At 72.1% G+C, this 25,180-nt stretch carries 16 protein-coding genes and 13 pseudogenes; 3 read left to right on the top strand and 26 right to left on the bottom strand.

Going from position 1 to position 25,180, the window contains the following annotated elements; genetic code table 11:
* The first annotated feature begins 115 nt into the window (after positions 1-115).
* Positions 116-706 (top strand): ATP-binding protein DrrA1-3 family domain-containing protein, encoded by a 591-nt coding sequence (locus AC38ZX_RS07750; protein ID WP_491297330.1) that lies wholly within the window; start codon positions 116-118, stop codon positions 704-706.
* Positions 703-1,512 (top strand): ABC transporter permease, encoded by an 810-nt coding sequence (locus tag AC38ZX_RS07745; RefSeq protein WP_426595241.1) that lies wholly within the window; start codon positions 703-705, stop codon positions 1,510-1,512. The genes AC38ZX_RS07750 and AC38ZX_RS07745 overlap by 4 nt, the downstream gene beginning before the upstream one ends.
* A gap of 57 nt (positions 1,513-1,569) precedes the next feature.
* Here the strand turns inward: AC38ZX_RS07745 and AC38ZX_RS07740 are convergent.
* From AC38ZX_RS07740 to rpsB, 7 genes and pseudogenes are all read right to left on the bottom strand, one after another.
* Positions 1,570-2,123: pseudogene (locus AC38ZX_RS07740) on the bottom strand (DivIVA domain-containing protein).
* Positions 2,120-3,245 (bottom strand): annotated as a pseudogene (gene rlmN, locus AC38ZX_RS07735) (dual-specificity RNA methyltransferase RlmN). The pseudogenes AC38ZX_RS07740 and rlmN overlap by 4 nt, the downstream one beginning before the upstream one ends.
* 19 nt (positions 3,246-3,264) lie before the next feature.
* On the bottom strand, positions 3,265-4,107 hold the full coding sequence (locus AC38ZX_RS07730) for a phosphatidate cytidylyltransferase (RefSeq protein WP_426595238.1): 843 nt from the start codon (positions 4,105-4,107) through the stop codon (positions 3,265-3,267).
* Positions 4,107-4,665: pseudogene (gene frr, locus AC38ZX_RS07725) on the bottom strand (ribosome recycling factor). The gene AC38ZX_RS07730 and the pseudogene frr overlap by 1 nt, the downstream one beginning before the upstream one ends.
* Positions 4,666-4,701: 36 nt before the next feature.
* A pseudogene (gene pyrH / locus AC38ZX_RS07720) lies at positions 4,702-5,443 on the bottom strand (UMP kinase).
* A 94-nt stretch (positions 5,444-5,537) separates the two neighbouring features.
* Positions 5,538-6,385 (bottom strand): annotated as a pseudogene (tsf, locus tag AC38ZX_RS07715) (translation elongation factor Ts).
* 76 nt (positions 6,386-6,461) lie between these two features.
* Positions 6,462-7,499, bottom strand: a complete 1,038-nt coding sequence (gene rpsB / locus AC38ZX_RS07710; RefSeq protein WP_426595234.1) for a 30S ribosomal protein S2 — start codon at positions 7,497-7,499, stop codon at positions 6,462-6,464.
* A gap of 389 nt (positions 7,500-7,888) precedes the next feature.
* Between rpsB and AC38ZX_RS07705 the strand changes: the two are divergent.
* Positions 7,889-8,389 (top strand): annotated as a pseudogene (locus AC38ZX_RS07705) (M23 family metallopeptidase); the annotation flags it as partial.
* 288 nt (positions 8,390-8,677) lie between these two features.
* On the opposite strand, the gene AC38ZX_RS07700 reads toward AC38ZX_RS07705, so the two are convergent.
* The 19 genes and pseudogenes from AC38ZX_RS07700 to AC38ZX_RS07610 form a co-directional block, all read right to left on the bottom strand.
* A complete protein-coding gene (locus AC38ZX_RS07700; protein ID WP_491297329.1) occupies positions 8,678-8,863 on the bottom strand; it encodes a sigma-70 family RNA polymerase sigma factor in 186 nt (61 codons plus the stop codon).
* 208 nt (positions 8,864-9,071) lie between these two features.
* Positions 9,072-9,590 (bottom strand): annotated as a pseudogene (locus AC38ZX_RS07695) (sigma-70 family RNA polymerase sigma factor); the annotation flags it as partial.
* A gap of 20 nt (positions 9,591-9,610) precedes the next feature.
* Positions 9,611-10,435, bottom strand: coding sequence for a tyrosine recombinase XerC (locus AC38ZX_RS07690; protein ID WP_491296893.1), 825 nt, complete (start codon positions 10,433-10,435; stop codon positions 9,611-9,613).
* A 306-nt stretch (positions 10,436-10,741) separates the two neighbouring features.
* Positions 10,742-12,034, bottom strand: coding sequence for a DNA-processing protein DprA (gene dprA / locus AC38ZX_RS07685; RefSeq protein ID WP_491296891.1), 1,293 nt, complete (start codon positions 12,032-12,034; stop codon positions 10,742-10,744).
* A pseudogene (locus AC38ZX_RS07680) lies at positions 12,031-13,553 on the bottom strand (YifB family Mg chelatase-like AAA ATPase). The gene dprA and the pseudogene AC38ZX_RS07680 overlap by 4 nt, the downstream one beginning before the upstream one ends.
* On the bottom strand, positions 13,554-13,910 hold the full coding sequence (locus tag AC38ZX_RS07675) for a YraN family protein (RefSeq protein ID WP_426595229.1): 357 nt from the start codon (positions 13,908-13,910) through the stop codon (positions 13,554-13,556). It abuts the pseudogene before it with no gap.
* A 90-nt stretch (positions 13,911-14,000) separates the two neighbouring features.
* A complete protein-coding gene (locus AC38ZX_RS07670; protein ID WP_426595228.1) occupies positions 14,001-14,324 on the bottom strand; it encodes a DUF2469 domain-containing protein in 324 nt (107 codons plus the stop codon).
* 44 nt (positions 14,325-14,368) lie between these two features.
* On the bottom strand, positions 14,369-15,103 hold the full coding sequence (gene rnhB, locus AC38ZX_RS07665; protein WP_426595227.1) for a ribonuclease HII: 735 nt from the start codon (positions 15,101-15,103) through the stop codon (positions 14,369-14,371).
* Positions 15,100-15,705 carry a signal peptidase I gene (gene lepB / locus AC38ZX_RS07660; RefSeq protein WP_491297327.1) on the bottom strand — a complete coding sequence of 202 codons (606 nt, stop codon included), beginning with the start codon at positions 15,703-15,705 and terminating at the stop codon, positions 15,100-15,102. Before lepB ends, rnhB begins: the two co-directional genes overlap by 4 nt.
* Before the next feature lie 368 nt (positions 15,706-16,073).
* Positions 16,074-16,439, bottom strand: coding sequence for a 50S ribosomal protein L19 (gene rplS, locus AC38ZX_RS07655; RefSeq protein ID WP_426595225.1), 366 nt, complete (start codon positions 16,437-16,439; stop codon positions 16,074-16,076).
* Between the two features lie 212 nt (positions 16,440-16,651).
* Complete coding sequence (gene trmD, locus AC38ZX_RS07650) at positions 16,652-17,428, bottom strand: tRNA (guanosine(37)-N1)-methyltransferase TrmD (protein ID WP_491296890.1); 777 nt, start codon at positions 17,426-17,428, stop codon at positions 16,652-16,654.
* A 1-nt stretch (position 17,429) separates the two neighbouring features.
* A pseudogene (gene rimM / locus AC38ZX_RS07645) lies at positions 17,430-17,989 on the bottom strand (ribosome maturation factor RimM).
* 84 nt (positions 17,990-18,073) lie between these two features.
* Complete coding sequence (locus AC38ZX_RS07640; protein WP_426595222.1) at positions 18,074-18,313, bottom strand: RNA-binding protein; 240 nt, start codon at positions 18,311-18,313, stop codon at positions 18,074-18,076.
* Positions 18,313-18,738: a 30S ribosomal protein S16 gene (gene rpsP, locus AC38ZX_RS07635; protein ID WP_426595221.1), complete on the bottom strand. Its 426-nt coding sequence runs from the start codon at positions 18,736-18,738 to the stop codon at positions 18,313-18,315. Before rpsP ends, AC38ZX_RS07640 begins: the two co-directional genes overlap by 1 nt.
* A gap of 173 nt (positions 18,739-18,911) precedes the next feature.
* Positions 18,912-20,005, bottom strand: a pseudogene (locus AC38ZX_RS07630) (amidohydrolase family protein).
* 25 nt (positions 20,006-20,030) lie between these two features.
* Positions 20,031-21,633: pseudogene (gene ffh, locus AC38ZX_RS07625) on the bottom strand (signal recognition particle protein).
* A 10-nt stretch (positions 21,634-21,643) separates the two neighbouring features.
* Positions 21,644-23,467: pseudogene (locus AC38ZX_RS07620) on the bottom strand ([protein-PII] uridylyltransferase).
* A gap of 21 nt (positions 23,468-23,488) precedes the next feature.
* On the bottom strand, positions 23,489-23,782 hold the full coding sequence (locus AC38ZX_RS07615; protein WP_491296889.1) for a P-II family nitrogen regulator: 294 nt from the start codon (positions 23,780-23,782) through the stop codon (positions 23,489-23,491).
* A 48-nt stretch (positions 23,783-23,830) separates the two neighbouring features.
* A pseudogene (locus tag AC38ZX_RS07610) lies at positions 23,831-25,167 on the bottom strand (ammonium transporter).
* Positions 25,168-25,180 lie beyond the last annotated feature (13 nt).

The raw sequence follows: 25,180 nt of genomic DNA, 5'->3' as shown, positions 1-25,180 counted from the left end.
GAGGTCGTCGACCACGCCCTCCTCTACGGCGTCGAGCGCTCCGTCGCGACCGCCCGCGGTCACGGCTGTTCGGGCAGCTCGCTTCGACGGCCTGTGGGACCGCAAGACGGGCACGTTGTCCGGCGGACAGCGTCGTCGCCTCGACATCGCGCTCGGCCTGATCCACACCCCCCGGCTCATCTTCCTCGACGAGCCGACGACGGGGCTGGACCCGCAGGCGCGCGCGAACCTGTGGACGCACGTGCGCGGCCTGCGCGACAGCCGCGGCAGCACCGTGTTCCTCACCACGCACTACCTCGACGAGGCCGACGCGCTCTGCGACCGGATCCTCGTGATCGACAGCGGCCAGATCGTGGCGCAGGGCAGCCCCGAAGAGCTCAAGCAGCGGGTCAGCGGCGACGCGATCGTCCTGACGGCGGCCGTGCCCTCGGACGTCGCACGGATCGCGGCGGTCGCCACCCAGCTGCCCGGCTCGACCGCCCCGGTGGTCGACGGCTCCGTGGTCGAGGTCCGCGTCCCCCAGGGCCGCACCCAGCTGGCCGGCCTGCTGCGGGCCCTGGACGCCGACGGGATCGACATCGACGGCGTCGAGCTGCGCCGTCCCACCCTCGACGACGTGTTCCTCACTCTCACCGGCCGATCGCTGCGGGACGGCGAGCAGCGTGGCGGCGAGAGCACCGACACCCACGACGGAGCCGCAGCATGACCACCACCGACACCCCCACGTTCCTCGACGAGCAGACCGGCCGCTCCACGTTCCTTCGGGACACGTCGACCGTGTTCCGCCGGGCGATGCGCATCTCCTTGCGCAACCCGGTCTGGTCGGTCATGGGGCTCCTGCAGCCCGTGCTCTACCTGTGCCTCTTCGGCCCGCTGCTCGAGCCGATCGCCGGCTCCTTGGGCGCCACGAACGCGTACCAGCTGTTCGTCCCCGGCCTCCTGGTCCAGCTGGGCATGTTCGGCGCACTCTTCGTCGGCTTCGGCCTGATCGGCGAGTGGCGGGACGGCGTGATCGAGGCGGAGCGTGTCAGCCCCGCACCGCGCGCGGCCCTCGTGCTCGGCCGCGTCACGCGTGACGTCATCGTCGTCTTCGTGCAGGGCGTCGTCCTGTGCTCGGTCGCGTTCCTGTTCGGGCTCGAGGCGCCGTTCTGGGGTGTCGTGCTCGGCATCGTCACCGGAGCCCTGCTGGCCGCGGCGTTCGCATCCGCGTCCTATGCGATCGCGCTCACGCTCAAGAGCGAGGACGCCCTGGCTCCCCTGATGAACGGCATCGCCCTGCCGCTCCTCCTGCTCTCAGGGATCCTGCTGCCGATCACCGCGGCGACCGCACCCGCGTGGCTGAACACGCTGTCCAACCTGAACCCCGTCAAGCATGTGGTCTCGGGCATCCGTGCCCAGTTCAACGGCGACTTCGGCTCGGCTACGGCGGTCTGGGGGGTGATCGTCACGATCGTGCTGGCGGCGCTCGGGATGTGGTTCGGCGCGAGGACCTTCAAGCGCGAGGACGGCTGAACCGGCAGACGAGAAGGGCCGCGCTCCACGGAGCGCGGCCCTTCTGAGCTCGTCGGATCACTCGACGCCGAGCAGCACCTCGACGGCTCGGGCGAAGAACGCGTCGACGGCGGGCTCGGCATAGGCGTTGCGGCCCTTGCGGCGCCGGAACGTCGCGGACCGGACCTCGGCGGCGGCGAGCGGAGCCCCGGTGTCGAAGTACGCGACGAGCCGGTGGCACAGCTCGTCGACGTCGGCGGGCTCGTAGCCCTGGTGCCGACGCTCCGGCGCGGCGAACCGGTCGCCGTCGGGCCGGCCGAGCCGGCCGTAGAGCGTCCGGGCCTGCTCGCTGGCTTGGACATCCACGCCTGCTGCCCCTGCGTCCCCACGTACTCGGCGCGCGAGCGGGCGACGAACGCCGCCTCGAGGCGGTCCAGCGCCGCGTCGACCGCCGCGGTCACGTACCCGCCGCGGACCATGTCGAACGCCACGCCCCGCACGTCCTTGCTGGACAGCGCGGCGGCCGGTCCCTGCTCGTACACGGCACGTGCGTGGGCGAAGAAGTCGTCCACCTCGTCGGGGTCGTAGCCCTGCTTCAGACCGGTGACGGTCCGGAACATGCCGTCGCTCACTCGTCCTCCTCTGCTGCGCTGGCCGCAGGCACCGTCGATCTCACTGCCGCGGGTGTCCCGGATGGTCGTCGGGATCCCGTGCGCACGCAAGCGTGCCACGAACTCCTGCTCGACCCGCGGATCGCTCGCCGTCCACTTCGACCCGGGCACCGGGTTCAGCGGGATCGGGTTGCAGTGCACCCAGCCGCGGCCGCGGGCGTTGAGCTTCTCGCCCAGCAGGTCCGCACGCCAGGCGTGGTCGTTGATGTCGCGGATCAGCGCGTACTCGATGGACACGCGTCGGCCCGTGATCTCGAAGTAGCGGTGCGCCGAGTCGAGCGCCTCGTCGACGCTCCAGCGCGTGTTCACCGGCACCAGCTCGCTGCGCAGCTCGTCGTCGGGGGCGTGCAGGGACAGCGCCAGCGTGACGGGGATGCCCTCCTTGGCCAGCTTGTCCATGGCCGGGACCATGCCGACGGTCGACACGGTGACGTTGCGCGCGGACATGCCCAGCCCGTCGGGAGTGGGCGCGACGAGCCGGCGGACCGTCTCCAGCACCGACTTGTAGTTGGCCAGCGGCTCGCCCATGCCCATGAAGACGACGTTAGTGAGCCGGGTGGGGCCGCCGGGCACCTCGCCGTCGGCCAGCGAACGTCCGGCCGCCCGCACCTGCTCGACGATCTCCGCGGTCGACAGGTTGCGCGTCAGGCCCATCTGGCCGGTCGCGCAGAACGAGCACGCGAGTCCGCAGCCGGCCTGGCTGGAGATGCACAGCGTGGTCCGGTTGGCGTAGCGCATGAGGACGGACTCGACCTTGGCGCCGTCGAACAGGTGCCACAGCGTCTTGACCGTCGTGCCCTTGTCGGCCGTCTGCGTCCGGTGCGCGGTGAGCAGCTGCGGGAACAGGTTCGCCACCAGCTTGTCGCGCGACGCCTTGGGCAGGTCGGTCATCGTCTCGGGGTCGTTGGACAGGTGCGTGAAGTAGTGCGTCGCCAGCTGCTTGGCGCGGAACGGCTTCTCCCCCAGCTCCGCGACGGCCTCGATCCGCTGCTCGGGCGTGAGGTCGACGAAGTGCTTGGGCGGCTTGCCCCGCGGCCCGCGGTTGGGCGACGACAGGTCGAGGCGGACGGGTGTGCCGGTCATGGCACCCCCTTTCAGGACTTCAGGCCGGCTGCAGGACCGACAGGACGAGGTAGATCGCGGGGACGGTCAGCAGGAGGGAGTCGAGCCGGTCGAGGAGGCCGCCGTGCCCGGGGATCAGCCGACCCATGTCCTTGAGCTCCAGGTCGCGCTTGAGCAGCGACTCGCTGAGGTCGCCGAGCGTGGCGGTGACCACCGTGGCCAGGCCGAGGAACACGCCGACCAGCGGCTCGCCGCCGAAGGCGACCTGGATGCCCACGACGCCGACGACGCACGCGAGCACGATCGACCCGAGCAGACCCTCCCAGGTCTTCTTCGGGCTGACCGACGGTGCCAACGGGTGCTTGCCCAGCAGAACGCCGACGGTGTACCCACCGGTGTCGTTGGCCACGCAGAGCAGGATGAAGAGCATGACACGGGACGGCCCGTCGGGCTCCGCGAGCATGAGCATGACGAACCCGGCCAGGAACGGCAGGTACGCGGCGGCGAACGCCCCGGCGGTGACGTCCCGCAGGGCCGACTCGCCGCTCCCGTCGAGCACGCGCCAGACGACGACGCCCCCGACCGTGAGCATGAACGAGACGAACAGGGCCTCGGGACCGGCCGTGTACGCCGAGACGAGGATGCCGATCGCGCCGACCAGCAGCGGGAGCAGCGGCAGGTGGATGTCGCGGCGCGTGAACGCCTGCGCCAGCTCCCACAGGCCCGCGCACACGGCGACGATCGCGAGGACGCCGAACGCCTCCTTGCGGATGAACAGCGAGGCCACCACGAGCACGAGCAGGCCGACGCCGACGACGATCGCGACCGGCAGGTCACGACCCGAGCGCGGGGTGCGGGTGGTGGCGATGGCTGTGTCCGTCATCAGACCTCGAGCAGCTCGTTCTCCTTGGACGAGAAGAACTGGTCGATGAGGTCGACGTGCTTCTTGGTCAACGCCTCGAGCTTCCTTCTCGGCGCGGCCGACCTCGTCCTCGCCCGCCTCGCCGTCCTTCACGATGCGGTCCAGCTCCTCCTTGGCGCGACGACGCACGTTGCGCACCGAGATGCGCCCGTCCTCGGCCTTGGTGCGGGCCAGCTTCACGAAGTCCTTGCGACGGTCCTGCGTCAGGGCCGGCAGCACCACGCGGATGACGTTGCCGTCGTTGGTGGGGTTGACCCCGAGGTCGGAGTCGCGCAGCGCCTTCTCGATCGCCACGGTCGACGACTTGTCGAACGGCGAGACCAGGATCGTGCGCGCCTCGGTGACGTTGAACGACGCGAGCTGCTGCAGCGGCGTCGGGCTGCCGTAGTAGTCGACGAAGATCTTGGAGAACATCGCGGCGTTCGCGCGGCCCGTGCGGATCGTCGAGAAGTCCTCCTTGGCGACCTCGACGGCCTTGTCCATCTTCTCTTCAGCCTCGAAGAGGGTCTCGTCGATCACCGGGTCTCGTACGTCTCGTGTTGTCAAGCCGGCACATCAGCTGGCCGTGATCAGCGTGCCGATCTTCTCACCCTGCAGCGCCCGCGTGACGTTGCCGACCTCCTCGAGGCCGAACACGCGCATGCGGACGTCGTTGTCGCGGCACAGGCTGAGCGCCGAGCCGTCCATGACGCCGAGGTCGTTGACCAGCGCGTCGGTGTAGGTGAGGTGATCGAGCTTCACTGCGGTCAGGTCGGTGCGCGGGTCGCCCGAGTAGACGCCGTCGACGCCGTTCTTGCCCATGAGCACCTCGTGGCAGTGCGTCTCGAGGGCGCGCTGCACGCTCACGGTGTCGGTGGAGAAGTAGGGCATCCCGGCGCCGGCGCCGAAGATCACGACGCGGCCCTTCTCGAGGTGCCGGATGGCGCGCAACGGGATGTACGGCTCCGCGATCTGGCCCATCGTGATGGCCGTCTGCACGCGGGTGCTGACCCCGGCCTGCTCCAGGAAGTCCTGCAGCGCCAGGCAGTTCATCACCGTGCCGAGCATGCCCATGTAGTCGGCACGCGCCCGGTCGAGCCCCTGCTGGACAGCTCGGCGCCACGGAAGAAGTTGCCGCCGCCGACGACGATCGCCACCTGGACGCCCGCCCGGACCGCCACGGCGATCTCGGCGGCGACCCGCTTGACGACGTCCGCCGCGAGTCCGATGGCACCGCCGCCGAAGGTCTCCCCCAGAGCTTGAGCAGGACGCGACGCTCCGGCTCGACCCCGCGGGCGGTGCTCGGTGTGTCGCTCACGTCGCCTCCTGAGAAGTGGTCGGTCGGTGTTGTTCCTGCGTGCGCCGGTGGCCCCGACCCAGTCGGGCCAGGGCCACCGTCGAGTGGACAGGTGTCAGGCTCCCACGCGGTAGCGCACGAAGCCCGTCAGCGTGCCGCCGGCCTCGGAGAGGACCTGGGCGACCGTCTTCTTGTTGTCCTTGGCGAACGCCTGCTCGAGCAGGACGTTCTCCTTGAAGAAGCCGTTCAGGCGACCCTCGATGATCTTCGGCAGGGCGGCCTCGGGCTTGCCCTCGTTGCGGGCCGTCTCCTCGGCGATGTGACGCTCGTTGGCGACGACGTCGGCGGAGACCTCCTCGCGCGTGAGGTACGTCGGCGAGAACGCCGCGATGTGGGTCGCGATGTCGCGTGCCACGCCGGCGCCGGCCGCGTCGGTCGCCACGAGGACGCCGACCTGCGGGGGCAGGTCCTTGCTGACCTTGTGCAGGTAGACCTCGACGTGCTCACCGGCCACGCGGGCCAGACGACGCACGACGACGCGCTCACCCAGGGTGGCGGCCGTCTCGTCGACGATGTTCTGCACGCTGGAACCGTCGACCTCGGTGGCCAGCAGCGCGTCCGCGTCGCGGGCCGGGCTGTCGACCGCGGCCGCGAGGACGCGGTCCGCGAGGGCGACGAAGTTCGGGCTCTTGGCGACGAAGTCCGTCTCGGAGTTGATCTCGACGAGCACGCCCGTCTGACCCTCACCGTCGGCGGTCGGGCCGACGTGCGCGACGACGAGGCCGTCCGAGGCCGCGCGCCCCTCACGCTTGCCGACGCCCTTGAGGCCCTTGACGCGGATGGGCTCTCGAGCGCCTTGTCGGAGTCGCCCTCGGCCTCCTCGAGCGCCCTCTTGACGTCCATCATTCCGGCACCGGTCTTCTCGCGCAGCGCCTTGATGTCTGCGAGCGAGTAGTTCGCCATCAGTCGTGTCCGTTCTGCTTGTGTCGTGATGATCGAGCGGGGTCCGCCGGCCTTCTGGGGCCGGCGGACCACCAGGTCACTTCGAGTCGGCGTCGCCCTCGGCGTCGGCAATCTCCTCGGCGACGGCCTCGGCGACAACCTCCTCGGCAACCTCGACGGCGGTCTCGGCGGCGACGCCCTCGGCCACGAGCTCCTCGGCGACGGCCTCGACAGCGACCTCCTCGGCGACGATCTCTTCGGCCACAGCCTCCGCGATCTCCTCGACGACCTCGGCCGCGGCGGCCTCTTCGGCCACCTCGACGGCGACCTCAGCGGTTGCGTCCGCGGCGAGGCCGGCCTCGGCACCGGCGAGCAGCTCGCGCTCCCACTCGGCCAGCGGCTCGGCGTCCGCGTCAGCACCCTCGGCGGCCGCGGTGCGACCCGAGTGACGCTTGAGCAGGCCGTCAGCGGCGGCGTCCGCGATGACGCGGGTCAGCAGCTGGACGGCGCGGATCGCGTCGTCGTTGCCCGGGATCGGGTAGTCGACGACGTCGGGGTCGCAGTTGGTGTCCAGGATCGCGACGACCGGGATGCCGAGCTTGCGCGCCTCGTTGACGGCGAGGTGCTCCTTGTTCGTGTCGACGATCCACACGGCCGAGGGGACCTTGGCCATGTCGCGGATGCCGCCGAGCGTCTTCGCGAGCTTGTCCTTCTCGCGGCGCAGGACGAGCAGCTCCTTCTTCGTGAGGTTCGAGCCCGCCACGTCGTCGAAGTCGATCTGCTCCAGCTCCTTGAGGCGCTGCAGACGCTTGTGCACCGTGCTGAAGTTGGTGAGCATGCCACCGAGCCAGCGCTGGTTCACGTACGGCATGCCGACGCGCGCGGCCTGGTCGGCGACCGGCTCCTGCGCCTGCTTCTTGGTGCCGACGAACAGGATCGTCCCGCCGTGGGCGACGGTCTGGCTGACGAAGTCGTACGCGCGGTCGATGTAGGACAGCGACTGCTGCAGGTCGACGATGTAGATGCCGTTGCGCTCGGTGAAGATGAAGCGCTTCATCTTGGGGTTCCAGCGGCGGGTCTGGTGTCCGAAGTGGACACCGCTCTCGAGCAACTGGCGCATGGTCACGACGGCCATGGCACGTCCTTCCGGCGTGCACCGTACGGTGCACGCGTCAATAGCGGACCCGCAAGGATCCGCATCTCGGTTGTCGGCTCCGACCGTGTGGTCGTCGCCCCTGGCGCCATGTCGTCGTCCGCTCCGGGCACCTGCATCGGGTTGCCCCGTGTGCAGAGTTCCGGACCGCTGCGGAGATCGACCCCGTCCGGGTGCTCGCCGGACCCTCGAACCCGAAAGGTTCCGAAGGCGCGGACGTGCTCCCGAGCGGGAGGATGACGCGCGAAGTCGACCGGTACGGACCGGTCGCGCCAGTAGTTTAGCCGATCCGAGCGGAGCTTCCGAACAGGGCCCGGCGCCGTCTGCCGAGCCGCCCCCAGCCCCCGGGTCGTGGCCGGCGGTCCACATTCATGACCGGCTGCCCCCGGACCGCGCGGCCGGCGGCGCACCGTGGCCAGGTGACCAGCACCCGCATGCGACCCGGACGCGCTCGGCTCGCGCCCACCGTGGTGGTCGCGCTGGGCGCTCTCGTGGCACTGGTGATCGTCGGCGTCCTCGGCTCGGCTCCCCCCGCAGCCTCCGGGCCGGCCGACATCGGCGGCGGCGCCGTGCCCTACGCCCTACCGCTGGCCGGGCCGCCTGACGTCGTCCGACGGTTCGAGGCGCCGGAGCATGCGTGGTCGGCCGGTCATCGCGGCGTCGACCTGCGCGCGACGGCGGGAGCACCCGTGCTCGCCCCGGCGGACGGCGTCGTGGCGTTCGCCGGAAGGGTGGCCGGTCGCGGCGTCGTGAGCGTCGTGCACCTGGACGGTCGGCGGTCGAGCCTCGAACCGGTCAGTGCGACGGCGGTCGTCGGCGCGCGGGTGGCACTCGGTGACCAGCTGGGCACCCTGGAGACGACCGGGTCGCACTGCGCGCCGGACGCCTGCCTGCACTGGGGCGTGCGGGTCGGCGGCGACTACGTCGACCCGCTGGGTCTGCTGCCCGGGTCGGGTCCCGTGGTGCTGTTGTCGCGAGGTCCCGTCGCAGGCGTCGACGTGCGGGCGCGGTTGTCCTGCCGCAGGGTCGTGTCGCAAGGGTCCTGCCGCAGATGTCCTGCCGCAGTGGTCCTGCCGCAGTGGTCCTGCCGCAGCGGTCCTGCCGCAGAGGTCTTGCCGCGGGGTCGCGTCGCTGAGTCGCGTCGCAGGGTCCAACGAGCGTCAGACGCGCTCGGCGTCCACGAGGCGGGTGCGCAGGCGGACCATCGCGGCCGTGTGCATCTGCGAGATCCGCGACTCGGTGACGCCCAGGACGCGACCGATCTCCGCGAGGGTCATGCCCTCGTAGTAGTACAGGACGACGACGATCCGCTCGCGCTCGCCGAGGCACTCGATGGCCCGGGCCAGCAGGAACTTCGTCTCGGCGGCCTCGAGCGACCCGGCGGGGTCCTGCGACCGCTCGTCGCCGAGGGTGTCGACCAGCGAGACGCCGCCGGGGCGGTCCTCGCCGCCGCCCAGCAGCTCGTCGAGCGCCGCGACGTTGACCGTGGAGAAGCTGGGCGTAGATCGCGCGGAGGTCCTCGACGGGCATCTCCAGGTGCACGGCCAGCTCGGCCTCGCTGGGCGTGCGGTGCAGCTTGGCCTCGAGCTCGGCGTAGGCGCGGTCGACGGAACGGGCCTTGGTGCGGACCGAGCGCGGGACCCAGTCCATCGCGCGCAGCTCGTCGATGATGGCGCCGCGGATGCGGGAGGAGGCGTACGACTCGAACTTCACGGCGCGGTCGGTCTGGTACTTCTCGATGGCGTCGATGAGGCCGAACATGCCGTAGGACACCAGGTCGGCCTGCTCGACCGTGCTCGGCAGGCGCATGCCCACGCGTCCGGCGACCGCGTTGACCAGCGGTGCGTAGTGCAGGATCAGGCGCTCGCGGGCCTGAGGTGCGGCGGTGGCCTTGTACTCGTCCCACAGCGCGTCGATGTCCTCGCCGGTCCGGCTCGGCGCGGCGGTGCGCTGGGTGGGGACCTCGGCGAGCAGCTCGGCGGCGGCGCCCCGGGGCTGGGGGATGACGCCCTCGGGGGCCGTGCTCGTGCGGTGCGTGTGCACGTTGTACGCGGTGTCCAGCTGGGTGCTCATGGTCGACTCCGTCGTGTTCGTCATGCTCGGGGGTGCGCCTGCTGGAACGCCGACCGGAGCCGCTCGGCTGAGACATGTGTGTAGCGCTGCGTCGTGGCGAGGCTCGAGTGGCCGAGCATCTCCTGGACGCTGCGCAGGTCGGACCCGCCCTCGAGGAGGTGGGTCGCAGCGGTGTGCCGCAGCGCGTGAGGCGCCACGTCGTCGACGCCCGCGAGGGCGGCGGCCTGGTGGACGACCGCGCGCGCCTGGCGCTGGTCGAGGCGCCCACCGCGGCGGCCGAGGAACACGGCCTTCGGCGAGGTGGGCTGGGCGAGCTGCGGGCGACCGCGGTCGAGCCAGGCGCGCAGCGCGAGCTCGGCGGGGCGACCGAACGGGACGACCCGCTCCTTGTCGCCCTTGCCGACGACGCGGATGGTGCGCTCCGACGGGTCGGCGTCTGCCAGGTCCGCGCCGACCACCTCGCCGACGCGGACGCCCGTGGCGTACAGCAGCTCGAGGAGCGCCCAGTCGCGCAGGTGGATCGCGTCGTCGTCCGCGGCACGTTCGCCGGCGGAGTCGAGCAGGTGGGTGACGGGCTCGACGCGCAGCACGGTCGGCAGCGGCGCTGCCGCGCGGGCCGTCGCCAGCCGCACGGCCGGGTCGGTGGCGACGAGCTCGCTACGCGTCGCCCAGGCGAAGAACGTCCGCACGGCCGCACCCCGGCGAGCGAGCGTCGACCGGCTGCGCCGGGCCGTCGCCATCGAGGCGAGCCAGCCGCGCAGGGTGGCCAGATCAATGTCTGACAGGGTGGTCGCGCCGTGTCGCGAGGCATATCCCAGGCTGGTCCACATCGCCCAGATATGCACGGACGGAATGCTCCGACAGACCGCGCTGGGCGGTCAGGTGGTCCGAGAACGCAGCAAGGATGTTCGCCCGGCTGGGCGTCCCTGGGGTGATCTGGGCCACGTTCATGTCCCCTACCGTGACGTGAAACACCCTCCGTAACAAGCATGACTTTCACACCTACGGCCTAATGCTGGGCGATTCCGGGGCCAATGTCCGATTCGCCGACCAGCTATTCGGCCGGTGTCCGATTTTTTCACCCGGTCCTGGGCTCACCCCGCAATATGCCACCTTCTGCACCGGCGCGTCGGCTGGACATTGCGCACTCGTCACCTTTCGGACATCTGGGCCAGAAGCCACGCGTTGCCCCGGCGAACCGCCCATCCGTCGAGCTCGAGGAGGCCCAGCGCGGCATTCGCCTCGGCTGCCGAGACGCCCGCGGAGGCCGCCACCCGACCGGCCTCGGCGGCGGTACGACGTGGCAACGCGTCAAGGACCCGACGCGTGACCGGGTCGAGATGATCGGTCGGCCGCCGGGCGCGGGCGTCCGCGGCGACGTCCGCCGCGACAGCGTCGGCTCCGGTCAGTCCGGCGAGCTCGCTCACCTCGTCGGCGTCGGTGACGCAGACCGCGACACCGTCCCGGAGCAGTCGGTGGCAGCCGGCCGAGGCCGCAGACGTGACCGGACCCGGCACCGCACCGACCGGTCGGAGCAGCCTGGCTGCGTGGTTCGCGGTGCTCATGGCCCCCGACCGCCACGCGGCCTCGACCACGACGGTCGCGCGTCCGGCCGCCGCGATCAGCCGGTTGCGCTGCAGGAATCGGCTCTTGGTCGGGAGGCTCTGCGGGGGCACCTCGGAGATCAGTGCGCCGCCCGCCGCCACCACGGCCTCCAGCAGGCCGGCGTTGCCGGCGGGGTAGGCCCGGTCGACGCCGCCCGCCAGCACCACCAGCGTGGCCCCGTCCCGCGCGACGGCCCCCCGGTGCGCGGCCGCGTCGATGCCGTAGGCGCCGCCCGAGACCACCGTCGCGCCGCGGCCCGTCAGACCGTCGGCGAGGTCGAACGCGACACGCTCGCCGTAGGTCGTCGACGCCCGCGACCCGACGAGCGCCACCGCCCGCGCGAGCATCGCTCGCAGGTCCGGAGCGCCGCGGACCCACAGGCAGAACGGCGCCTCGGCAGCGAGATCGGCCAGGCCGGCCGGCCAGCGCGGATCGCCCGGCACCAGCAGCACGCCGCCCAGCCGGTCGAGCTCCTCACGGTCGCGGTCCGGCTCGATGTCTGCCAGCCGCCCGGACCAGCGCGATGCCGCGGCCGCGATGCGCGCGCGGACCGGGGGCGAGAGCGGACCACCTCGTTCCTCGAGCGCCTGCCAGTGAGCCCGGGACACGCCCTCCACGCCCTGACGCACCCAATGGAGCGCATCGACGGCGCCGAGGTGCTCGACCAGCGTCCCGCCGACCACGTCGCCCGGCTCGACGAGCGCGCTCCAGACCATCCGTGCGCGCACGTCGGCCTCGTCCGCGCTCGCGTGCCCGTCCACGCCGCGCTGCCCGGCCTCAGCGCCGTCCGGGTCGGCTGTCGCACGACTGTCCGGGTCGGCCCGCTCCGCCCCGGTCATGCCCCGTTCCCTCGCGTACGCAGCAGCAGGGCGCGCCCGACGTCGGCCCGGCCCGGAGCCGCCCGACCCTCGAGGTCCGCCAGCGTCCACGCGACCCTGAGCACCCGGTCGACGCCGCGCAGGCTCAGCGTCCCGCGGTCGAGCGCCCGGTCGAGGTCGCCCATCAGCGAGCGGTCCGGGCCCAGCCTGTCGCGCAGCCACCCCCCGGGCACGTCGCCGTTGGTCCGCCACGGAGTACCGGTGAGCCGGTCCGCCTGGGCGCCGCGAGCGGCCAGCACCCGCGCGGCGACCTGCTGCGTCGACTCCCCCGCCACCGATCCTGCGCGAGCCGGACCGGCTCGACCTGCAGGTCTACCCGGTCCAGGAGCGGCCCGGAGAGTTTGCCGAAGTAGCGACGCCGCTGCTCGCTGCGGCACGTGCACGCCAGGCCCTTCCCGACCGCCTGCCCGCACGGGCACGGGTTGGCCGCGAGCACGAGCTGGAACCGCGCCGGATAGCGCGCCGTCCCCGCAGCACGGTGCAGGACGAGCTCCCCGTGCTCGAGCGGCTGCCGGAGCGTCTGCAGCACCGCGGTGCTGAACTCGGGAGCCTCGTCCAGGAACAGCACCCCGCGATGCGCCCGGGACGCGGCTCCCGGCCGTGGCACGCCCGAGCCGCCGCCGATCACGCTGGCCGGCGTGGCCGTGTGGTGCGGGTCCTCGAACGGCGGCCGCCGCAGGAGCCCCTCGCCGGGGTCGAACGCGCCAGCGACCGAGTGCACCGCGGTGACCTCGACGGCGTCCGCCTCCGTCAGGTCGGGCAGGAGCCCGGGCAGGCGGGCGGCGAGCATGGTCTTGCCCGTCCCTGGCGGTCCGACCAGCAGCAGATGGTGGCTCCCGGCCGCTGCGACCTCGAGGCACGCCCGTGCGTCCTCCTGGCCCACGACGTCCGCGAGGTCGAGCGCGGCGACCCGCGAACGGAGCTGCGAGGGTTCGGGCTCGACCGCGGGCAGCGCCGGGACGACGACGTCGGCGCCGTAGCCCGCCGCGACCTCCGCCAGGCTCCGTGCGCCGACAACCTGGGCGCCCGGCACGAGCCGCGCCTCGGCGACGTTGGCCTCCGCGACGACGATCCGGCAGCGTCCGGCGGCGACGGCGGCGGCGACGGCCGGCAGAACCCCGCGCACCGGTCGCAGCCGCCCGTCGAGCCCGAGCTCACCCAGGTGCACGACGCCGTGCGGACCGACCGGGTCGATCGCCTCCGCGCCGGCGAGCGTGGCGACCGCGATGGCCAGGTCGAACCCGGAGCCCGACTTGGGCAGGGTGGCGGGCGAGAGGTTCACGGTGATGCGCCGGTTGGGCCACGCCAAGCCGGAGGAGGTCACGGCGGCGCGGACCCGGTCCCGCGACTCGGCGAGCGACGCGTCGGGGAGACCGACGAGCGTGAACGCGGGCAACGAGGGCGCCAGGTGGGCCTCGACGTCGACCACGTGCCCGGTCAGACCGACCAGGGCGACCCCGAGGGTTCGTCCGAGTGCCACCTAGACCACCCCGACGAGGTGGTCCACCTGCGGGCCGTGGCCGCGGAGCAGCAGCACCGCGATGACGTCGACCCGCACCGAGAGCGGACGCACGTCGTGCACCGCCAGCCAGAGGGCGGCCAGCCGACGCACCCGGGCGAGCTTCACGCTGGTCACGGCCTCCGCGGGGTGGCCGTAGGCCGTCGACCGGCGCGTCTTGACCTCGACCACTACGAGCTCGTCGCCGTCGAGGGCGACCATGTCCAGCTCACCGTCGCGACACCGCCAGTTGCGCTCGAGCACCTGCCATCCGCGGCTGCGCACGTGCGCCTCCGCGACGTCCTCGCCGTACCGTCCCACTGCGTCCTTCGCGCGCACCGGACCACCTCCGGGTGCCACGCTGCCAGTGGGGGCAGGTCAGCGACGGCCTCCCGCGAGAGCTGTCTGCGCGGTGGGGCTGTGGACGGCTCAGCGGGGGAAGCCGGCGCCGCCCCCGAGGTCGAGCTCGGCCTTGGCCAGCTCCTCGACGTTGACGTCCTTGAACGTCACCACCCGCACCGACTTCACGAACCGCGCGGAGCGGTAGACGTCCCAGACCCAGGCGTCGGCGAGCGAGAGCTCGAAGTAGACCTCACCGGCCGCCGACCGCACCTGCAGGTCGACCTGGTTGGCCAGGTAGAACCGGCGCTCGGTCTCGACGACGTAGGAGAAGAGCCCCACGACGTCGCGGTACTCGCGGTAGAGCGCGAGCTCCATGTCGGTCTCGTAGTTCTCCAGGTCCTCGGCACTCACGCGCCCATCATCCCCTATCGAACCGGTCGCGCCGCCCAGGCGCGTCAGTCGACCTCGAGTCCCGGCAGCCGCCAGGACCGGCGGTGCAGGACGCACGGGCCGAGCTCGCGCAGAGCGGCCATGTGCTCGGGCGACGCGTACCCCTTGTTCTCGTCCCAGCGGTAGTGCGGGTGGTCGGCGGCCAGGCCGACCATCATCGCGTCGCGCTCGCACTTGGCGAGCACGCTCGCGGCGGCCACGCTCGCGCACGTCCGGTCGGCCTTGACCCGCAGGTGCACCCGAGGCCCGGCGACGACCGGCTCGTCGTCGAAGAGGTCTCCCTGCGCCGGTGGGGTCAGCCAGTCGTGCGAACCGTCCAGGAGCACCACGTCGACCGGCCCGACCGCGGCCGCGACGGTCGCGAGCGCGCGCGTGCCGGCCAGCCGCAGGGCGGCGATGATCCCGACCGCGTCGATCTCCGCGGCGCTCGCGTGCCCGACTGCCCGGGCGACCCCCCACCGGCTCAGAGCGGGCAGGAGGGCCGTGCGGGCGGCCGGGGCGAGGAGCTTGGAGTCGGCGACCCCGCGCGGGGCTGACCGCGTGGTGACGTCGACGACGACCACCCCGACGCTCACCGGTCCGGCCAGGGACCCGCGACCCACCTCGTCCATGCCCGCCAGCAGGCGCCCACCGTCACGCAGCAGGAGCCGCTCGTGGCGCAGGTGCGGCGGCGTGCGGGGTGCCGAGACCCGCGTCGGCGCCGTGCGCGCCGTCACCGTCGGGTCGGCCGTCGTGGTCACGACGGGTCGGGCACGTCCGCGAACGTGCTGCTCGGGTTGCGCAGGAGTCCGAACCGCTCGAGGGGCCACACGGTCACGAACGCGGTGCCGACGACGTCCTTGATGGGCACCGAGCCGCCCCCGGGGTTGCCGGTGTGGAACCGCGAGTCGGCGGAGTTCTGCCGGTTGTCCCCCATGACCCAGATGCTGTCGGGCGGGACCGTGGTGTCGAAGGCCGTCTCGCTCGGTATCGCGCCCGCGGCCAGGTACGGCTCGCTGATCGCCACCCCGTTGATCGTGATCGGTTGACCCGGGCCGGCGCAGGCGACGTGGTCACCAGGCAGCCCGATCAGCCGCTTGACCAGGTGCTCGTTGGCGTCGGCGGGATACAGACCGACGAATGTGAGCGCGCTGTTGATGCCTGAGCGGAGGGGACCCGGGTCCGGGACGACCTGGTTGTCGAGCCAGCCGCCGGGGTCCTTGAACACGACGATGTCACCGCGGCGCAGGTCGAACGGCCCGGGCGTCAGCTTGCTCACCAGGATCCGGTCGTGCTCGATCAGGGTGTCGTGCATGGACGGGCTCGGGATGAAGAACGCCTGCACCAGGAACGTCTTGACCAGCAGCGACAGGACGATTGCGCTGACCAGGATGATGACCGTCTCGCGCAGGAGCGACCCGGCTCCGCCACGACGACTCGGGGCCGCGTGCCGCCGCGGGTTCGACGACCCTGCGGAGGCTCGGAGCGCTCTCCCCGAACGGAGCGAGTGCGGGGTTGGTCGGGGTCGTCGCAGAGGGCGCTGCGGACGCCACCTGGCCCGGCCAAGCAGCCGGTCCCGCGTCGAAGCCGAGCTCGTCGGCGGGTCGTTCGGTCACCCGCACACTCTCGCACGTGCGGATGTGCATCGCGTACCGGATCGGCGCCCGACACGGCGAACGGGCGGCCACCGTCAGGTGACCGCCCGTTCGGACGTGCGTGCACTGCGAGGTGTCAGGCCTTCTTGGCCGGGACGAAGTCGCGCTTCTCCTTGATCTTCGCCTTCTTGCCGCGCAGGTTGCGCAGGTAGTACAGCTTGGCGCGGCGGACGTCACCACGGGTGACGACCTCGATCGAGTCCAGGCTCGGGGAGTGCACCGGGAAGGTGCGCTCGACGCCGACCTGGAAGCTGACCTTGCGGACCGTGAACGTCTCGCGGACGCCGCTGCCCTGGCGCGCGATGACGACACCCTGGAACGCCTGGATGCGCGAGCGCGTGCCCTCGACGACCTTGACGTTGACCTTCAGGGTGTCACCGGCGCGGAAGTCCGGGATGTCGGAGCGCAGCGACGCTGCGTCGACGGAGTCAAGCGTGTGCATGGTGTGTCACTTCCTCGCCCTGCCACAGGTCAGGAGCGTCATCGGGACCTCTCGGCCGTGCCGCAAGGGCAGGACGGGTGTCCGTGGGCTCATGGTCGTGCGCGTTGGAGAAGACTCGTGTTCAAGAATTCCCGGTGGCCGTCGATCGTCTCCCCTGTGGCAGAGACGCGGCCTGCGCGCACCAACGGGCAAGTCTGCCACACCCGGACGCCCTACCGATAATTCAGGCGGCCGTCGACCGCGTGCCAGCCCAGCTCGGCCAGCAGCCGCAGGTCCTGCGCGTCGAGCTGGTCGAGCGGCAGCGCGGCAACGAGGTCCGGCCGGCGGGCCGCCGTGCGCTCCAGCGCCGTGTCGCGGCGCCACCGGGCGATCCTCGCGTGGTGCCCGGAGAGCAGCACGTCGGGCACCTCGAGGTCGGCCCACGCGGGGGGCTTGGTGTAGACGGGGTACTCGAGCAGCCCGGCAGCCCCGTGCGACTCCTCGACCAGGGACTCCGGGTTGCCGACGACGCCCGGCAGCAGCCGGCCGACCGCCTCCACCACCACGAGCGCCGCGACCTCGCCGCCGTTGAGCACGTAGTCCCCGATCGAGAACTCGGTCACCGTCACGTCCGGCCGGGCGCCGTAGTGCTCGGCCACCCGGGCGTCGATCCCCTCGTAGCGGCCGCAGGCCAGCACCAGGTGCGCCTCCCCCGCGAGCGCCTCGGCGGTCCGCTGCGTGAACGGCTCCCCCGACGGCGTCGGCACCAGGAGGTGCGCCACGGGCGTCAGTACGTCGTCGAGCGCGGCGCCCCAGACGTCGGGTCGCATGACCATGCCGGCGCCGCCGCCGAACGGGGTGTCGTCGACCGTCCGGTGGCGGTCCGAGGTCCAGTCGCGCAGGTCGTGCACCCGCAGGTCGAGCAGCCCGGACGCGCGCGCCTTGCCGACGAGGGACAGGTCGAGCGGCGCGAGGTACTCCGGGAAGATCGAGACGACGTCGATGCGCACGTCAGTCGTCGTCCCCGGCGGCCCGTCCCACCGTCTCGTCCGACACGACCAGGTTCTCGGCGTCCGAGGCGAGCAGACCGCCCGGCGGGTCGAGAACGACACGGCCGCCCGGGACGTCCACGACCGGCACGATCGCGCGGACGAACGGCACCAGCGTGCGCGTGCCGTCGGGCTCGCGCAGGACCAGCATGTCGTGCGCCGGCAGGTGCTCGAGCCCGACGACCTCGCCGAGCACGGTGCCGTCCACGTGCTCGGCGCGCAGCCCGGCCAGCTCGTGCGGGTACCAGGCGTCGTCCTCGTCGGACGCGTCCTGCTCGACCACGAGCCCGTCCCGCGCATCGCCTCGGCGGTCGTCCGGTCCGTGATCTGCGCGAACGCCACGTACCAGCGGCCCTGCTGCGTGCGGGTGCTCACCACGGTCAGCGGCCCCCGCGCCGACGGCTCGGTGCGCAGCTGCGCGCCGACCACGAAGCGGTCCTGCGGGGTGTCGGTGCGCAGGTCGAGGGCGACCTCACCGCGCAGGCCGTGGGCACGGCCGATCCGCGCGACGGTCAGCAGCATGGGAAACCTCTCGGGGTCGAGGAGAACGAGCGAAGGCCCGGTCCCCAGGCTAGGGGACCGGGCCTTGCGCGATGGTGCAGAGCTTCAGCGCCGGTCGACGTCCACGACGTCGACGCGGACCGCACCGTCCGGGGAGAGCGCGCCGACGACCGTGCGCAGCGCGCGAGCCGTCCGACCGCCGCGACCGATCACACGGCCGAGGTCGTCCGGGTGCACGCGCACCTCGAGCAGGTCACCACGACGCAGCGTCGAGGCGTTGACCCGCACGTCGTCCGGGTGGTCGACGATGCCGCGCACCAGGTGCTCGAGCGCCTCCGCGAGCATCAGGCCTGCTCGTCCTCGGCCGGAGCCTCGGCAGCGGCAGCCTTGTCGGCGGCCTTCTTCTCGGACGCCTTGGCCTTGGCCTTCTCGGCGTCCAGGCCGACGGCCTCGATGGCAGCCTTCGGGTCGACCTTGTCGGCCTTGGTGCGCAGCGTGCCCTCCTGGCCGGGAAGGTTCTTGAACTTCTGCCAGTCACCCGTGATCTTGAGGAGCACGGCGACCTGCTCGGTCGGCTGAGCGCCGACGCCGAGCCAGTACTGCGCGCGCGCCGAGTCGATCTCGATGAGCGAGGGCTCCTCGGTGGGGTGGTACTTGCCGATCTCCTCGATGACGCGGCCGTCGCGCTTGGTGCGCGAGTCGGCGACGACGACGCGGTAGTACGGCTGGCGGATCTTGCCGAAACGCTTGAGACGAATCTTGGTGGCCACGGTGTGGTCTTCTCCTGAGGTCTGCTGAGGTGACGTTCCCGCGCATGGGCCCGTGGGGTGGGCGCGCCGGTTCGGTCGGGACACGACGAACGCAGGTAGAGGGGCTGCGGACGCCGGGTACAGCCGATCATTGTGCCAGATGCGCGGCTCGTCCCCCAACCACGTGCGCGAGGTCACGCCCGGGCGACGACGTCCCCGCGGAGCACGACCGCCCGCGGGTGCGCGAGCACCTCGATCTGCGTCCGCGGGTCTGCGTCGTAGACCACGACGTCAGCGCTCTCCCCCTCGGCGATGCTCGGCACCCCGAGCCAAGCGCGGGTCCGCCAGCTGGCCGACGCGACGACCTCGCGGGCGGGCAGGCCGGCGCGCACGAGCTCGGCCGCCTCGTCGGCGATCCGGCCGTGGCCGAGCGTGCCGCCCGCATCGGTGCCGACGAGGACCGGCACGCCCGCCTCGTGCAGGTCGCGCACCAGCTGGTACCGGTGGTCGTAGAGCGCCCGCATGCGCGCGGCGAACCGGGGGTAGCGGGCCTCGCCCTGCGCGGCGATCGCCGCGAACTGTCCGACCTGCAGCAGCGTCGCGGTGACCGGGACGCCGGCGGCGGCGATGCGGTCGATCTGCTCGGGCGTGGCCCCCGTGGCGTGCTCGAGGCAGTCGATGCCCACGTCGAGCAGCGCGTCCAGCGACTCCGTCGCGAAGGTGTGCGCGGTAACCCTGGCGCCCACGCCGTGCGCCGCGGCCACCGCCTCCGCCAGCACGTCGTCGGGCCACAACGGCGTGAGGTCCCCGTCGGCGCCGAGGTCCCGGTCGATCCAGTCCGCCACGAGCTTGACCCAGCCGTCGCCACGGGCGGCCTCCTCGAGCACCGCCGTCGGCAGGTCGCCCGGCGACGCGAGTCGCGACCGTAGTGGCGCAGGTAGCGCTTGGGCCTCGCGAGGTGCCGCCCGGCACGGATCAGCCGGGGCAGGTCCGCGCGGTCGTGCACCCACCCCGTGTCGGCCGGTGAGCCTGCGTCACGCACGAGCAGGACCCCCGAGTCGCGGTCCGCGAGGGCCTGCAGCTCGGCGGTGGCCGCGTCGACGGGTCCGTCGGCCGCGAGCCCGATGTGACAGTGCACGTCGACCAAGCCGGGCAGCACCCAGCCGTCCAGGACCGCGGTCGCCTCCAGGGCCGGCCGCTGGAACGTCAGCCGACCGCCGACGACCCAGGCCTCACCGACCTCGTGGTCGTCGTCGAGGACGACCGTGCCGCGCAGGTGCAGGACCACAGGTCGCCGGTCCAGCGTCGCCGGCTCAGCGGCCGCCGAGGAAGCGGTCGAAGTCCGCGGGCAGGTTCAGGTCCGCGGGGTCGACGTCGACCGGCGCCTTGGGAGCCGCGACCCCGAACGCGGAACCGGGTGCGGACGCCGGGCGGCTGGTGATCCCGCGCTCCTGCTCCGCGCGCTTGGCCGGGTTGCCCGACTTCGCCTTGACCCGGCGGACCGGGGGCGCGGTACGGCCCTTCGACTTCTTGCCGCCCATGCCCGGCAGGTTGCCCATGCTTCCGGGCATGCCCGGGGGCATCCCGCCGCCCTTGGCCATCTGCTTCATCATCTTCTGCGCGCCGTCGAAACGCTCCAGCAGCTGGTTGACGTCGCTCGGCTGGGTGCCGGAGCCCCTGGCGATGCGGGAGCGGCGCGAGCCGTTGATGATCTTCGGGGTGCGGCGCTCCGCGGGCGTCATCGAGCGGATGATCGCCTCGATGCGGTCCACCTCGCGCTCGTCGAAGTTGTCGAGCGCCTCGCGCATCTGCCCCATGCCGGGCAGCATCCCCATCATCTTCTTCAGGGGTCCGGCCTTGCGCAGCTGCTGCATCTGGGACAGGAAGTCCTCGAGCGTGAGGTCCTGCCCGGAGGAGAGCTTGCCCGCCAGGGCCTCCGCCTCGCCCGCGTCGAACGCCTTCTCGGCCTGCTCGATGAGCGTCAGGACGTCACCCATGTCGAGGATGCGCGACGCCATGCGGTCGGGGTGGAACACCTCGAAGTCGGTGAGCTTCTCGCCCGTGGACGCGTACAGGATCGGGCGACCCGTGACGCTGGCGACCGAGAGCGCCGCGCCACCGCGGGCGTCACCGTCGAGCTTGGACAGCACCACGCCCGTGAACCCGACGCCGTCCTGGAACGCCTGCGCGGTGGTGACGGCGTCCTGGCCGATCATCGCGTCGATCACGAACAGGATCTCGTCCGGGTCGAGCGCGTCGCGGATGTCGGACGCCTGCTTCATCAGGTCCGCGTCGACGCCGAGCCGGCCGGCCGTGTCCACGATCAGGACGTCGTGCAGCTTCGACTTCGCCGTCGCCAGACCCTCGCGGGCGACCGCGACCGGGTCGGCGTCGGCCGGGAGAACGTCCTCGTGGCCCTGGTTGCCCTTGTGGGGCGCGAAGACGGGCACCCCGGCGCGCTCGCCGACGACCTGGAGCTGCGTGACCGCGTTGGGACGCTGCAGGTCGGCCGCGACGAGCAGGGGCGTGTGCCCCTGGGACTTCAGGTGCAGCGCGAGCTTGCCCGCGAGCGTCGTCTTGCCCGCACCCTGCAGACCGGCCAGCAGGATGACGGTCGGCGGGTTCTTGGCCAGGTTGAGCGTGCGCGTCTCGCCGCCGAGGATGGCGACGAGCTTCCTCGTTGACGATCTTGACGACCTGCTGCGCGGGGTTCAGCGCGCCGGACACCTCGGCCGACAGCGCACGCTCGCGCACCGCACCGGTGAAGGAGCGGACGACGGGGACGGCGACGTCGGCGTCGAGCAGGGCACGACGGATCTCGCGCACCGTGGCGTCGATGTCCGCCTCGGACAGACGGCCCTTGGTGCGCAGGTTCTTGAAGGTCGACGTCAATCGGTCGGACAGGGTGGCGAACACCTGGCGATCCTCACGCTTCGGGGTGCTTGGGACGGGCTCCCTCAGAAGGGCCTAGCGTACCTGCCAGCGCGCGGGTGGCCCGCGCCGTGAGGTCGTCGACGAGGGTCGCGCGCCACGTGCTCCACGCCAACGGGCCCGCGGCGCCGGCGTCTGCCTCCGTCAGCGCGCGCAGCAGGACGAGCATGTCGGGGCGGTGGTCGACGGCGTCGAGCAGCCGCGCCATCGTCGCCGGGTCGTCGGGGTCCGCCGTCGTCGCCAGCTCGGAGAGCGTGAGGTGCTCGCGCACCAGGCGGGTCACGTCGGCGACCACCTGCTCGTCGAACCCCATCCGGGTGACGATCGGTCCGGCCAGACGAGCACCCTCGATCGAGTGGTCCCCCGCACCCGCGCGCTTGCCGATGTCGTGCAGCAGCGCCGCGACCAGGAGCGTGTCGCCGTGCTCGACCACCCGCTTGTCCCGACCCGCGCGCGCCACCGTCTCGATGAGGTGCCGGTCGACGGTGTGCCGGTGGACCTGCGAGCGCTGGGGCCGGTTGCGGACGCCCGCCCACTCGGGGATCCAGGTGGTCACCACGCCGGCCAGGTCGAGCGCCTCCCAGATGGGCACCTGCGCGGGACCCGAGCCGAGCAGCTGCAGCAGATGGGTGCGCGCCGCCTTGGGCCACGGCGTCGGGAGCGGCGGCGTGGCCGTGAGGCTCGCCACCGTCACCGGCGACAGGCTCAGCCCGGTGCGGGCGGCGGTCGCGGCGGCGCGAAGGGAGAGCAGCGGGTCGTCGGCCGGCCGCGCGTCGACCGCCAGCACGATCTCGCCGTCGTGCTCCACCAGGTCCTCCCCGATGGAGCGCAGCCGCGGGGCGGTGCGCCGGCCGCGCACGAGCATCGCGGTGCGCGCGGGGCGCTGCAGCGCCTGCCGGGCGTTGCGCACGGTCGTGTCGAGGGCGTAGGAGATGACGCGGCCCGCCTCGGCGATGCTGGCCACGAGGTCGTCGCGGTCGTCGAACCCCACGAGCGCCGCGACCTCGTCCTGGTCCTGCAGCAGGAGCCGGTTGGTGTGCCGCCGGGTCACCACCTGGACCGTGTCGCGCACGTCGAGCAGGTGCGCGTAGGCCATGTCGACCGCGCCGTGCGGGCGGTCGGTCAGCCACGTGGCCGCGAGCGCGCTGAGCACCACGGCGTCGCGGATGCCCCCGCGGGCCTCCTTGAGCTCGGGCTCGATCAGGTAGGCGAGCTCGCCGTGGCGGTCGGCGCGCTGCTTGGTCGAGCAGGAGCTCCGGGAGGCGGCGCCGCGCCGCGGAGCGCCAGTCCTCGAGCAGGGCGGACTTGGCGCGCGCGATGACCAGCGCGTCGCCTGCCACCGGCTGCAGGTCGAGCAGCCCGACCGCGGCGGGCAGGTCCTTGGAGGCCACCTGGCGGCACTGCGCCAGCGACCGCACCGAGTGGTCGAGGTCCAGCCCGGCGTCCCAGATGGGGTACCAGATGCGCTGCGAGAGGGCGGCGAGTCCTCCGGGGAGTGCCCCCGGCCCTCGTGCACGAGCAGGAGGTCGAGGTCGCTCACCGGGCTGGCGTCGCCGCGTCCGATGCTGCCGACCGCGCCGAGGGCGATGCCCGAGACGTCCTCGCCCTGCGTGGCCAGCGTCCACTGCTCGCCGAGCCGGCGGACCACGAGGTCGACGATCGCGCGGCGGCGACCGACCCCGTCGGAACCCGGACCCGTCCTGCTCGCGGCGAGGTCGAGCCGTTCACCGCGGAGGTCCCGCACCCCCACCGGGGGGTGCGGGACCTCGGGCGACCCGTTCGCGGCCACGCCCCCCGCGGGCGGCCGTTCCTGTGTCATGTTGTGCCGTGGACCGTCCTGCTAGAGCGCGTCGTCGCCGTGCTCACCGGTGCGGACACGTGCGACGTCCTCCACCGGCACGACCCAGACCTTGCCGTCCCCGATCTTGCCGGTCTGGGCGGCACGGATGATGACCTCGGTCACGCCCGCCACGTCCTCGTCGGTGACCAGGACGTCGATCTTCACCTTGGGCACCAGGTCGACCGTGTACTCGGCCCCCCGGTAGACCTCCGTGTGGCCCTTCTGACGGCCGTAGCCGCTCGCCTCGCTGACCGTCAGCCCGCGAACTCCGGCGGCCTCGAGGGCCGACTTCACGTCATCGAGCCTGTGCGGCTGAATGACAGCCGTGACGAAGCTTGGTCATCAGTTCACCTCCGTCAGGACCCGGGTTCCACCCAGGGTCTCGTACGCCGTCTCACCGTGCACTGCCAGGTCGATGCCGTTGACCTCGTCGTCCTCGCTCAGCCGCAGACCCGTGATCGCCTTGATGATGAAGCCGATGACGGTCGTCAGGATGAACGAGAAGAGGACGGCGAAGCCCGCCACGACGGCCTGGGACGCGAGTGCGTCCACCCGCCACCGTAGAACAGACCGTTCTTGGCGCCGTCCGGGTACCAGCCACCCTGCAGGTTCGTCGCGAAGAGCCCGATCAGCAGCGTTCCCGTGATGCCACCGACGAGGTGCACGCCGACCACGTCGAGCGCGTCGTCGAAGCCGAACTTGAACTTGAGCCCGACCGCCAGGGCGCAGACCACACCGGCGATGGCGCCGATGAAGATCGCACCGTACGTGTCCACCGCGGCCGCGGCCGGGGTGATGGCGACCAGACCGGCCACGATGCCCGATGCGGCACCCAGGGACGTCGCGTGACCGTCGCGGATCTTCTCCACGATCAACCAGGTGAGCATCGCGAGGCAGGTGGCGACGAATGTGTTGACCCACGCGCGGCCGGCGGTGCCGTCAGCAGCGCCCTCCGACCCGGCGTTGAACCCGAACCAGCCGACCCACAGCAGACCGGCACCGAGCATCACGTAGGGCAGGTTGTGCGGCCGGATCGGCTCCTTCGGCCAGCCCTTGCGCTTGCCGAGCAGGAGCACGAGCGCGAGACCCGCTGCACCGGCGTTGATGTGGACGACCGTCCCACCGGCGAAGTCGATGGGCGTCGAGAGCCAGGTGGAGACCTTGCCACCGACGCCCAGGAAGCCGCCGCCCCACACCATGTGCGCGAGCGGGAAGTAGACGACCGTCGCCCAGACCACCGTGAAGGCGACCCAGCTGCCGAACTTGATGCGGTCGGCGATCGCGCCCGAGATGAGCGCGACGGTGATGACGGCGAACGTGGCCTGGAACCCGACACCGACCAGGGCGGGGACGCCGGTCAGGGCGCCGAGACCCTTGTCGTCGGTCAGGTCGTTCAGGCCGAAGTACGTGAACGGGCTGTTGAAGAACTGCCCGATGCCGTCGACCTTGGGGCCGAACGCCATCGAGTAGCCGTACATCACCCAGATGAACCCGACGGTCCCGACCGAGATGAAGTTCATCATCAGCATGTTCAGGACCGACTTGCTGCGGACCATGCCCCCGTAGAAGAACGCCAGGCCGGGGACCGTCATCATGAGGACGATCGCGGCAGACGTCATCATCCAGGCAGTGTTGCCGGAATCCAGTGCAAAACCCTCGGAGACCAAGGTGGAGCCCATTACGCGTCTCTCC

It is taken from the genome of Cellulomonas sp. McL0606 (assembly GCF_058248365.1).
Note: the sequence above shows the minus strand (reverse complement) of the source record. Positions and strands in the feature narration are given on the sequence as shown.